Origin of the sequence: Vogesella sp. EB, assembly GCF_001037925.1 — a bacterium.
GTDB classification, from domain to species: domain Bacteria; phylum Pseudomonadota; class Gammaproteobacteria; order Burkholderiales; family Chromobacteriaceae; genus Vogesella; species Vogesella indigofera.
In genome coordinates this window covers 68,882-80,748 of record NZ_LFDT01000015.1, presented here as the reverse complement: position 1 = coordinate 80,748, position 11,867 = coordinate 68,882, and the positions used below count along the sequence as shown (strand labels likewise).

At 64.7% G+C, this 11,867-nt stretch carries 10 protein-coding genes; 4 read left to right on the top strand and 6 right to left on the bottom strand.

Annotated elements, in window-relative coordinates:
* Positions 1-151 precede the first annotated feature (151 nt).
* Entirely contained in the window at positions 152-610 is a 459-nt protein-coding gene (locus ACG97_RS10475; RefSeq protein ID WP_202902748.1) for a MarR family winged helix-turn-helix transcriptional regulator, read from the bottom strand.
* Positions 611-694: 84 nt separating this feature from the next.
* Between ACG97_RS10475 and ACG97_RS10470 the strand changes: the two genes are divergently transcribed.
* Positions 695-1,825: a YbdK family carboxylate-amine ligase gene (locus tag ACG97_RS10470; protein ID WP_047967295.1), complete on the top strand. Its 1,131-nt coding sequence runs from the start codon at positions 695-697 to the stop codon at positions 1,823-1,825.
* A gap of 1 nt (position 1,826) precedes the next feature.
* Here the strand turns inward: ACG97_RS10470 and ACG97_RS10465 are convergent, their stop codons facing one another.
* From ACG97_RS10465 to ACG97_RS10445, 5 genes are all read right to left on the bottom strand, one after another.
* Positions 1,827-2,411: a thermonuclease family protein gene (locus ACG97_RS10465; RefSeq protein ID WP_053068138.1), complete on the bottom strand. Its 585-nt coding sequence runs from the start codon at positions 2,409-2,411 to the stop codon at positions 1,827-1,829.
* Positions 2,412-2,474: 63 nt separating this feature from the next.
* Entirely contained in the window at positions 2,475-3,020 is a 546-nt protein-coding gene (locus ACG97_RS10460; RefSeq protein ID WP_047967294.1) for a cob(I)yrinic acid a,c-diamide adenosyltransferase, read from the bottom strand.
* Entirely contained in the window at positions 3,020-4,975 is a 1,956-nt protein-coding gene (locus ACG97_RS10455; protein WP_156168012.1) for a hypothetical protein, read from the bottom strand. Before ACG97_RS10455 ends, ACG97_RS10460 begins: the two co-directional genes overlap by 1 nt.
* Entirely contained in the window at positions 4,968-5,399 is a 432-nt protein-coding gene (locus ACG97_RS10450) for a DNA polymerase III subunit chi (protein ID WP_047967292.1), read from the bottom strand. Before ACG97_RS10450 ends, ACG97_RS10455 begins: the two co-directional genes overlap by 8 nt.
* Entirely contained in the window at positions 5,386-6,948 is a 1,563-nt protein-coding gene (locus ACG97_RS10445; protein ID WP_047967291.1) for a leucyl aminopeptidase, read from the bottom strand. The genes ACG97_RS10450 and ACG97_RS10445 overlap by 14 nt, the downstream gene beginning before the upstream one ends.
* 166 nt (positions 6,949-7,114) lie before the next feature.
* Here ACG97_RS10445 and lptF point away from each other — a divergent pair, with 166 nt between their 5' ends.
* The 3 genes from lptF to ACG97_RS10430 are packed head-to-tail and all read left to right on the top strand — an operon-like array spanning position 7,115 to position 11,865.
* Positions 7,115-8,221, top strand: coding sequence for an LPS export ABC transporter permease LptF (gene lptF, locus ACG97_RS10440; protein WP_047967290.1), 1,107 nt, complete (start codon positions 7,115-7,117; stop codon positions 8,219-8,221).
* Positions 8,222-9,295: an LPS export ABC transporter permease LptG gene (gene lptG / locus ACG97_RS10435; protein ID WP_047967289.1), complete on the top strand. Its 1,074-nt coding sequence runs from the start codon at positions 8,222-8,224 to the stop codon at positions 9,293-9,295.
* On the top strand, positions 9,292-11,865 hold the full coding sequence (locus ACG97_RS10430) for a [protein-PII] uridylyltransferase (RefSeq protein WP_047967288.1): 2,574 nt from the start codon (positions 9,292-9,294) through the stop codon (positions 11,863-11,865). The genes lptG and ACG97_RS10430 overlap by 4 nt, the downstream gene beginning before the upstream one ends.
* Positions 11,866-11,867: the final 2 nt, after the last annotated feature.

Sequence of the window (11,867 nt, the reverse complement as noted above, 5' to 3'; positions counted from 1 at the left end):
CCGGGGGTCGCGGGTTCGAGTCCCGTCCGCTCCGCCAACCAGACAAAACCCATTCATGCACGCATGAATGGGTTTTTTGTTTTGTCTGCCGGTAACGGCACTGGCTCACCCGGCACCACCCCGCGCCAAATCCGGCACGAGGCAGCCCGCCTTACTCGGTAAACGGCAACGGCTTGTTCGCCGCCTGCCGGTCCGACACCCCCATCACCGCCAGCAGGTCATCCAACCCGTCTGCCAGTTGCCGCAACTGGCCGCCACTGAGCCGCGCCAGTGCTTCCGGCAACCAGCCGCGCGGCGCCACCGCCACCTTGCCGATCAGCTCCGCCCCCTGCTCGCTCAACGCCACCTGCACCACACGTAAATCCTGCTCGCTGCGCACTCGCGTCACCAGCCCGGCGGCAACCAGCCGGCCCAGCATATTGCTGAGTGTGGCCGGCTTGATCGCCAGCCGTGCGGCCAACTCCCCGGCACGCAACGGCCCCGCTTCGTGCAATTCGGCCAGCACCCAGGCCTGCGCCCCGGACACCCCCAGCTGCGCCTCGATATTGGCGGAGTGCTGCTGTGCGGAGCGGAAAACGACACGAAAGCGTTGCAGGACATCCAACGCCATCACGGGAACTTTGTCGGCCACTGGCGGCTCACTGGAACAGGACATTTGTTTTTGTGCAAAATAAAATAGATAAAGGAGAAGCGCATGCCGAGCACAGAATACCAACCCAGCACTGCCGCCACACTGGGCATGGAGCTGGAAATCCAGCTGGTCGACAAACAAACGCTCGACCTTGCGCCACGCGCCGACGAAATATTACATACGCTACACCAAAGTACAACGGCCAGGTACTTCAAACAGGAAGTCACCCGTTCGATGCTGGAACTCAATAGCGGCATCCATGACGGCAGCGCCACACTGGAAGCCGAAATGCTGCAACTGGGTGCGCAATTGTGCGCCGCGGCCGCCCCGCTTGGCGTCCGCCCCTGCGGCGGCGGCACCCACCCATTCCAGGACTGGCGCAAGCGCCAGATCTCCGACTTTCCGCGCTACCAGCACTTCGCCGAACACTACGGCTATCTGGCACGGCAATTCACCGTTTTCGGCCAGCACGTGCACGTCGGCTGCCCAGATGGCGATACCGCGATCTGGCTGACCCATGCGCTGAGCTACTACATTCCGCACTTGCTGGCCTTGTCTGCCTCGTCGCCCTACATCCAGGGTGAAGACAGCGGCTTTGCCTCGGCACGCAGCAATGTGGTCAGCGCCTTTCCCAGCAGCGGCCATCTACCGCAATTCGTGCGCAGCTGGCAGGAGTTCCAGGGCCACGCGGCGGAGCTGGAGCACGCCGGCATCATCGGCAGCCTGAAAGACCTGTACTGGGACATCCGCCCCAAGCCGGAGTACGGCACCGTAGAGGTCCGCATTTTCGATACCCCGCTGGACATCCCGCACAGCGTGGCACTGGCGGCGCTGGTGCAGACGCTGGCGCGCTACCTGCTGACGGAGCGACCGCCGCAACCCGGTCGTGCCGCGCTGTACTGCGTCTACGGTTTCAATCGCTTCCAGGCTGCCCGCTTCGGCCTGTCTGCCGATATCCACGATGTGCGCAGCGGCAAGCGCATCCCGCTCAGCCAGGCCATCCTCGACCTGCTGCAACAACTGCAGCCTTACGCCGCCGATCCGCATGCGCGGGATTGCCTGGAGCAACTGGCGCTACGCGCCCACCACCGCCACGGCGACTACAGCCTGCTGCGCGAACACGCCAATAACAGCCTCAGCGCCCCTCAGCTCGTGCACGAGGCGGCCAACCTGTGGCAGCCGGCAAACAGCTAGATCACTGCCCAGCGCGGCGCTGACGCCGGAAATCCCACGGCGGCACCGGCGCGGCGTCGTACCACAAGCCCTGCCGCTGCTGCTGCGCGGCTTGCTGCGTTTGTTCATAGAGACGGAACTCCTGCGCCGACTGCCCCTTGCGCGCGTACTGCTGGTAGTGCCAGGCATAACCGGCGCGCAACTGGCCAAGGTTGACATCCTCATCACCCAGCCAGATGCGGCCAACGTTGCGGCCATAACGGTCCTGCTCCAGCACCTCGACCCGCACCTGCTGGCGGTACAGCTTGTCGGACAGCACCTGCTTGGCCTTGGTCCCGAACGGTTGCGCCTTCTCCGGCGCGTCGATAAAGGCAAAACGCACCTTGTGCTGCTGCCGGCTGTCGTCCAGCACCGTGATGGTGTCACCATCGGCCACCCCCACCACCACGCCCTCGATCTGCCCGGCGTCAGCGCGCGAAGCGGTACTCGGCCAGATCGCGCCGGCCAGCGCACCCAGCAACAGCACGCCGGCCGCAACCTTGCGCAACGGCGAGGCACCGGAAAACAAGGTCGTCAATGCACGCAGATGTTGCGCCTGTACTTTCATACCTACTCCATCAATCAAATAAAAAAGGCGGCCGTCACGGCCGCCCGCTGGCAACAGCCGGTGTCAGTCCTTGCGGCGCGGCTGCCACAACACATCGGCCACCTGCGCCTGCTGGTTCAGGTAGCGCGCCAGGATGAACAGCACGTCCGACAGGCGGTTGAGATACTGTCGCGGCAAGCCGCGCAGCGTGTCGGCCAGTAGCACCAGCGCCCGCTCGGCGCGACGGCATACCGCCCGCCCCTGATGCGCCACCGCCGCGGCACGGCAGCCACCCGGCAGGATGAACTCCTTCAGCATCGGCAGTTGCGCATTCCATTGCTCGGCCTGCTGCTCAAGCATCGCCAGCTGCGACTCGTGCAGCGCCTCGTAGCCCGGCACCGCCAGCTCCGAGCCGAGATCGAACAGATCGTGCTGCACCTCCGCGAGAAAGGCATCCACCTCCGCCGGCAAGGCTTCGCAGCGCAGCAGGCCGACGATGCAGTTCAGCTCGTCGACCTCGCCCAGCGCCATCACCCGCGGCGCGCTCTTGGACAAACGGCTGCCATCACCCAGCCCGGTGGTGCCATCGTCCCCGGTGCGGGTCACAATCCGCGACAAACGGTGTCCCATTATCGTTCTCCCTGTCCGGCTTGCGCCTCGCGTAAGGCCTCGCGCAGCGACTCGCGCAACGCTTCGGCCAGCATCATGTCAAAATCTTCCTTCAGGTGCTGCATGACGCCGGACATCAGCTGCTTGGCCTGCATTTCCAGCGCGTCCTGCATCCACAGCGTCAGCTCCACCTTCATGCGCGGCAGCACGCGCGCGTACAGCGCGTCTATCAGCGCCTCCGAGGTCAGTGACGACAGCGTCTCGCTGGCTGCCGCTTCCGGCGCCACAGCCAGCGGCTGGTTCACCTCCCTCACCCCCGACAGCTGCATCGCCGCTGCGGCCAACCCTGTCGCCGCAGGTACCTCTGCCGCCGGCGACGGTGCGGTCAGCACCTGGTGTACCGGCAGGATCGCATCCTGCGGCGTCAGGTCGAAGGGCGGCTCCGCCCCCAGATCACGCGCCCAGGCCAGCTCCACTTCACGATCCGGCATCATGTCACTGCCGTCACCACCATCCAGCTCGGCCACCAGACTGGCCGCCAGGCCCAGACCACCACCCAGCACCCCGGTCGGCAAACTGTCCAACGAGATGCTCTCGCCCAGCTGGTAGCCACGCGCCGCCGCGTCATCCTCGGCTGCAACTGGCGCCGCATCCAGTGCCGTGACGTAGGCGGCCGCCACGCCGGCCGGTGCTGCACCTTCTGCCGCGGCAAGATCAAAAGCGAATTCGTCACCGTCGGTTGGCTCTTCATCCGCCACCGTCGCAGACAGCACGACATCGACGGCAAGTGGCACCTCGTCAGCCAGCAGCGGCGGCTCCATCGTGATGGCCGCTTCCTCCGTGACAGCATCCCCAGATGGAAGAGCCGCCTCGGCCACCATCTCGACCAGCGGCGACGCATCGGCGCTGGCCATCATTTCGTCTCTGGCCGTGACTTCCGGCACCACGGCGACCATCTCCACTTCTGGAGCCAGTAGCGGTACCGCGATCTCGGCAATGTCCGCTTCGGCAGGCGCCGCCGCGTGATCTGGCAGCACCTCGTCAAGTTCGGCGGCCGGCGGCGCTTCGGGTTCAGATTTGGGCACCATCGTTAGCCCCGACGCCGATTCTGCCGCCTCAGCATGCATATCCACTTCAGCAGCGACCAGCTCTGCATCCGGCGGCGGCGTTTCCCATGGCGCAGTTGACGTCTCAGCCACCATCTCAGCCTGTGCATCCACTTGCAACGCGGCATCGGCCGGCGCCAGCTGGGCCGCCTGATCCAGCCACGCCGCCAGACCCGCTGCCGCGGTGGCGGCAGTCAGCTCGGTGTCCACGGTGTCCAGCAGCGGGGCATTGTCTACATCCGCCAGGCTCGGCTCCGCCACGCCGGCAGCAACCATCTCTTCGTCACCGGGTGTCCCCACTGCCGGCAGCGATACCTCATCACCAGATAAGGATTCTGCGGCCAACGTTTCTGCCACATCCGTCACCAGCGGCATCTCCGCCAGCGACGGTGCAGCCTCAGCAAGCGCAGCATCGGTCATGTCCGTCGACCACAATGCCGCTGGCGCAGCTTCCTCTGCCGCAGCCGGCGCGACATCGGTTTGCGGCATGGCAAAGCCGGGCAGCACCTCACCCAGATCCATGTCGTCCGGCAGCGGCACATCCAGATCCAGCGACGGCAGGCGTCCGATCAGCGCCTCGGCATCCAGCGCGCCGTCCCCGCCGATAGCCGCATCCGGCGACTGCTCGCCGGCGGACAGTACTTCGTCCAGCGTCAGGTCGGGCGGAAAGCTCAGCTCGTTGTCCGGCAGCGCGTCGGCCAGCTGCGCCATTTCGGCGCTGAAATCAAAATCGGGAATGTCAAAATCGACCAGCACCGGCACCTCAGCCTGCGGCGGCAACTCCGCTGCCGGCGCCACCGGGGTTTCGACGATTTCGGTCAGCACCGGCAGGGAATCCCAGTCCGGCACCGGGGCTTGTGGCTCAGTCATGGCGGGCATCACTCATATTGTGGTGATGAATTTCGAAACCGCTATCCAGATAACGGCGGTAGCGCTGTCTGGCGACGGCCTTGGACGCATCGTCAGTGCCAACCACCTCCAGAATGCGCGGAAAGCGTTGCGGCGAGTCGGGAAAAGCCGGCGACAGGTTGAGCAGCACCAGCCCCTCGGCGTCGGCGGCAAAATCCGTCGCCAGTAGCACCGGTGTTTCCGCCGCCAGCACATCGCTCGCCGCGCAATGCGGGATGAACTCGGTGTCGCCGTAGGCCCACAGTTGCGCACTGAAGCCGCGCAACGCCGCCTCATCCGGCAGCACGATCAGCATCCGCTCACCCTTGCGGTAAACGGTGCGCGCCGCCCGGCACGCAAACGGGTACAGGGCGGCGACGTCGGTGTAAAAATCAATCCGCGTCATCTTCAACCACTTCGGACAATTCGCGACGTGGACGACCACGGCGCACGACATTGCCCAAGGCGATATCCGCACGATCCTGCAGGAACTGTACCAACAGCGGCACCGGACGACCGGTGGCACCCTTGTCCTTGCCGCCGCGCCACGCGGTGCCGGCAATGTCCAGGTGCGCCCAGTCGTAGGCCTTGGCGAAGCGAGACAGGAAGCAGGCGGCGGTGATGCTGCCACCGGCGCGACCGCCGATATTGGCCATGTCGGCAAACGGGCTCTTCAGCAGTTCCTGATAGTCGTCCCAAAGCGGCATGTGCCAGGCGCGATCGCCGACCTCCTCGCCGGCGGCGATCAGTTCCTTGGCCAGACCGTCCTGATTACTGAACAGGCCGGTGGCGATATTGCCCAACGCCACCACGCAGGCGCCGGTCAGCGTCGCCACATCCACCACCGTCGCCGGATTCAGGCGCTCGGCATAGGTCAGTGCGTCGCACAGGATCAGGCGGCCTTCGGCGTCGGTGTTGAGCACTTCGATGGTCTGCCCGGACATCGAACGCACGATATCACCCGGCTTCAGCGCACGGCCGGACGGCATGTTTTCGCAGGTCGGAATCAGCGCCACGATGTTGAGCGGCAGCTTCATCTCCACGGCGGCGCGGAAGGTGCCCAGCACCGAGGCGGCACCGCCCATGTCGTACTTCATTTCGTCCATGCCTTCGCCCGGCTTCAGCGAAATGCCGCCAGAATCAAAGGTGATGCCCTTGCCAATCAGCACCACCGGCCGCTCGGCACGGTCGCGGGCGCCGAAGTGCTTCAGCACGATGAAGCGCGCCGGCTCGTCGCTGCCACGCGCCACGGCGAGGAAGGAATCCATTTTCAGGGCGGCGATTTCGTCCGGGCCGAGCACCTCGACCTCGCAGCCAAAATCTGCGGCCAACGTTTGCGCCGTTTGCGCCAGATAGCTAGGCGTGCAGTGGTTGCCCGGGGTATTGGCCAGATCCTTGGTCAGCTTCATGCCGGCGGCAATGGCCTGGCCGCGCTGCAGGCCGCGCTCGCCGTCGGCGAGATCGCTGCGGCGTGGCACGGCGAAGGTGAACTTGCGCGGTTCGCGCGCTTCGTCCTGGCGGGATTTGAACTGGTCGAAACGGTAGAAGGCATCGACGGTGGCGACGGTGGCTTGCTCCACCATCCACTCCACATCGTGCTTCTTGACGTGCAATTCCGACAGATAGCTGACGATCTCGTTGGCTTGGGTCGAGGCCAGCGCCTTGACCGAGGCGCGGATCGCCTCGCGGTATTCCTTGGCGCGGAAGTCGCGCTCCTTGCCGAGGCCGACCAGCATCACGCGGTCACACAGCGTGTGCGCCACCGAGTGCAGCAGCAGGGTGGAGCCAAGCTTGCCGTCCATGTCGCCACGCTTGAGGACATCGGTCAGGAAGCCGTTGGAAATGCGGTCGAGCAGATCAGCGGCAAAGGACAGCTTGCGGGTTTCGTAGACACCGACCACAACGCAGGCGACGCGCTGTTTTTCCGGGCTTCCGCTTTTAATGTTAAACTCCATTGATAGCTCTCCAATGTGTGTTGGGATCATCAAGGCGCATCCCGTCAAGCTTTTGGCTTGGCTTGAATCAACTGGCCCACCTTGATTTTTGACCGAAAGCCTCTTCGGCTAATATTTCTAATTATCACTACCCTTTTGACGCATTGTCAAAAACAGGCCCGCTTTTATGCTTTTTAAGAAAAGCCTCACGCGCGAACTGACTTATACCAGTATCGGCGTTTTTTTCATTTTGTTGGCGATTTTGCTGACCACCCAATCCATCAATCTGCTCGGCCGCGCGGCACAAGGGCGCATCGCCAACGAGGCGGTGGCGGCGCTGATCGGTTTCTGGACGCTCGGCTTCTTTCCGGTGCTGATGATCCTGACCGTGTTCGTCAGCGTGATGGTGGTGTTCACCCGCATGTGGCGCGAGCACGAGATGGCGGTGTGGCTGGCCAGCGGCAAGTCGCTGTCCGACTGGGTCGGCCCGGTGATGCGCTACGCGCTGCCGCTGAGCCTGCTGGTGGCCATCGGCACGCTGGTGGTCGAGCCGTGGGCACAGCAGCGCAGCCGCGAGTACGCCGAGATCCTGAAGCAGCGCGAGGAGATGACCGCGCTGGCACCGGGCGTATTCAAGGAGTCACGTAGCAATGACCGCGTCTACTTCATCGAGAGCTACTCCGTTGCCACCGGCGCCACCCGTAACGTGTTCGTGCAGAACATCGCCGATGGCGAGGTGTCGTCGGTATTCGCCAAGGAGGGCCAGCTGGGCCGGGATGAATTCGGCAACCGTACGCTGACCCTGCTCAACGGCCGCCGCTATGTCGGCGAGCCCGGCAGCGGCGCCTTCGAGGTGGTGGAGTTCGACAGCTACCGCATCAAGATCAGTGACAATGTCCGCACCGCGGTGCCGGAAGTGGACAGCAGCTCGCGGCCAACCTTGCAGCTGTTCGGCAGCGACGATCCGAAGGACCGCGCCGAGCTGGCCTGGCGCCTATCGCTGCCGCTGTGCACGCTGCTGCTGGCCCTGCTGGCCCTGCCGCTGAGCTACTACAACCCCCGCTCCGGCCACGCCTACAATCTGGTGTTCGCGCTGGGCGCCTATCTTGCCTACCAGAACCTGCTCTGGCTGCTGCGCAACTGGATTGCCAGCGACAAGCTGCCGAGCGCGCTGGCCATTCTGCCGGCGCACCTGCTGATCCTGCTGCTGGCACTGGCCCTGCTTCACTACCGCAACCGTCCTGCCGGCTCGCTGCTACCGGTGCTGCGCGGCTGGCTGCGAAAGACCCCGTAAATGAAGACCGTACGCAACTACATGATGGCGCGCTTTTTCGGCGCAACCCTGTTCACCCTCGCCTGCCTGCTGGGCCTGTACGGTTTTTTCGACATTATTCGTGAAGTGCCGGATCTGGGCAAAGGCAACTACCAGACCAGCACCATGCTGGCCTATGTCGCGCTGCAGATCCCCGGCCACGCCTACGAGCTGATGCCGCTGGCGGTGCTGATCGGTGCGCTGGTGGCGATGTCGCAGCTGTCCGGCAGTGCCGAGTACACCGCCATCCGCACCTTCGGCGTCTCGCTGGGACAGATCGCCCGCTTCAAGCTGATCTTCGGCCTGATCATGGCGCTGTCGGCGCTGGCGCTGGGCGAGTTCATCTCGCCGCAGTCGGAACAGATGGCGGAGCGGCTGAAGCTGCAGTCGACGCGCTCGCTGATCGCACAGGAGTTCCGCTCCGGGCTGTGGGTGAAGGACGACAACAACATGATCAACGTGCGCGAGATGCTGCCGGACAACACCCTGCTCGGCATCCGCATCTACAGCTACGATGACGAGTACCGGCTGATCCGCAGCGAGTTCGCCGAGCGCGCCACCTACCAGGGCAAAGGCAACTGGCAACTGGAAGGCGTGCGCTCGTCCACGCTGCACGCCGACCATGTCAGCACCTCGCGCCAGCCCGGCCGCCAGTGGCAGTCGGTGCTGCAGCCGGACATCCTGTCGGTGCTGCTGGTGGTGCCGGAACAGATGTCGGCGCTGGACCTGCTGACCTATATAGAGCACCTGCAGAACAACCACCAGAAGACCCAGCGTTACGAGATCGCGCTGTGGAGCAAGCTGTTCTACCCGTTGGCCTGTATTTCAATGGCGCTGGTGGCGCTGGCGTTCACCCCGGCACAGCGCCGCCAGAACGATCTCGGCGTCAAGCTGTTCACCGGCATCAGCATCGGCATCGCCTTCCACTTCTGTAACCGGCTGTTCGGCCACCTCGGCCTGCTGTACGACTGGAACCCGCTGCTTTCGGCCACCATCCCCACCACGCTGTTCTTGATCGCAGGGGGCTGGGCCATACTCCGACTGGAAAAACGATGACGGCAACCGCACAACAGCAGCTCTGCCAGCGCTGGCGCAAGACTCTGCAGGACGGCCGCGCCACGTTGGCCGCACGCTATACCGCCGACCGCAACGGCCGTGCCTACCTGCAGGCGCACAGCGCGCTGGTCGACGGCGTGATCCGCTCCGCCTGGGATGTGCTGGGACTGGGGCAGCGCGCGGCGCTGGTGGCGGTGGGCGGCTACGGCCGCGGCCAGCTGTTTCCGCACTCCGACATCGACCTGCTGCTGCTGCTGCCCTCGGCCACCTGCGACAGCCTCAGCAGCTTCGTGGAAGACTTCATCGGCGCGATGTGGGACATCGGCCTCGATGTCGGCCACAGTGTGCGCACCATCAGCGAATGCCTGCAGGAAGCGGCCAAGGACATCACCGTCGCCACCACGCTGCTGGAAAACCGCATGCTGGCCGGCAACATCACCCTGTTCCACCAGCTCAACAGCGCGGTCGAGCGCAACCGTGACCCGCTGCCGTTCCTGGAAGGCAAGCTGCTGGAACAGCAGCAGCGCCACAGCAAGCACTACGGTCTCGGCAGCAACCTGGAGCCGAACATCAAGGAAAGCCCTGGCGGCCTGCGCGACCTGCACACCATCCTGTGGATCAGCAAGGCCATCGGCGTCGGCCAGACCTGGGACAGCCTGATCAGCAACGACATCCTCACCGCCTCCGAGGCGCGACTGCTCAAGTACAGCGAGCGCCAGCTGGAACGCATCCGCATCGACCTGCACCTGGCCGCCAAGCGCCGCGAAGACCGGCTGATCTTCGACCTGCAGAACACCGTCGCCACCATGTCCGGTCTCAGCGACGACGATGCCCGCCGCGCCAGCGAACAGCTGATGCAGACCTTCTACAAGGCGTCGAAAAACGTCAGCCAGCTCAACGGCATCCTGCTGCCCAACCTGCGCGCACGCTACGTCTGCACCGTACCGCGACTGACCCAGGACCTCGACGAGCACTTCTACAGCGTCAACTGCATGCTCGGCATCCGCGATCCGGACATCTTCGAGAAGCAGCCGTCGACCATCCTCAGCGCCTTCCTGCACATCCAGCGCCACGGCCTGCGCGGCATGGCGCCGCGCACCCTGCGCGCACTGTGGCACGCGCGACGCCAGATCAACGAGCGCTTCCGCCGCGATCCGCACAACCGCGCGCTGTTCATGCAGTTCTTCAAGGAGCCGGTCGGTCTGACCCGCACCCTGCGCCGCATGAACCTGTACGGCGTGCTGGGCAAGTACCTGCCGGCGTTCGGCAAGATCATCGGCCAGATGCAGCACGACCTGTTCCACGTCTACACCGTCGACGAACACATCCTGATGGTGGTGCGCAACCTGCGCCGCTTCGCGGTGCCAGCCTTCAACCACGAATACCCGCTGCTCAGCCGCCTGATCGACGAATTCGAGCGCCCGGAAGTGCTGTACATCGCCGGCCTGTTTCACGACATCGCCAAGGGCCGCGGCGGTGACCACTCGCAGCTGGGCATGGCCGACATTCGCCAGTTCTGCGAGGCGCATGGCATGTCCGCCGCCGACACCGATCTGGCGGAATGGCTGGTGGCGCAGCACCTGACCATGTCCAGCGTGGCGCAGAAGCAGGACATCTACGACCCGCAGGTGGTGCAGGAATTTGCGGCCAACGTTGGCGACCTGCGCCATCTGGTGGCGCTGTACATCCTTACCGTCGCCGACATCCGCGGCACCAGCCCCAAGGTGTGGAACGCGTGGAAGGCCAAACTGCTGGAAGACCTGTTCCAGGCCACGCGGCGCAAGCTGCAGCAAGGCGGCGAAGTCGACCTCGACCTGGAGCTGGCCGAGCGCAAGAAGGCGGCGCAGGCCATCCTGCGCCTGAACGCGGTGCCGGACGGTGTCGAACAGGCGCTGTGGCAGCATGTCGACAGCATCTACTTCCTGCGCCACGAGGCGCGCGAGATCGCCTGGCACGCACGGGTACTCAACCGCAGCGTGGACACCCAAACCCCGATCGTGCGCGCACGACTGTCGGAGGACAAGGAAGGCATCGAGCTGATCGTCTACGCCGCCGACCAGCCCGACCTGTTCGTGCGCATCTGCGCCTTCCTCGGCGGTGCCAACTACAGCATCGCCGACGCCAAGATTCACACCACCCGCCACGGCTACGCGCTGGACACCTTCCACGTGTTCCTGCCGGAACACCACGACGGCGACTATCGCGACCTGATCAACTTCATCGAGTTCGAGCTGGCGGCCAACCTGCAACGGCAGGAGCCGATCCGCATGCCGCCGCCCGGCCGCCTCAGCCGCCACCTGAAGCACTTCCCGATCCAGCCGCAGGTGCTGATCCGCGCCGACGACAAGCAGCGCCACTACGTGCTGTCCATCGTCAGCGGCGACCGCCCCGGCCTGCTGGCCAAGATCGCCAAGGTGCTGTCCGATTATCACGTCAACGTCGACGCTGCCAAGATCATGACGCTGGGCGGCCGGGTGGAAGACTCCTTCCTGCTGTCGCTGCCGTCCAGCCACGACGACAAGCTGCTGCTGGCGCTGGAAAACGACCTGATCAACGCACTACGGATCTGACA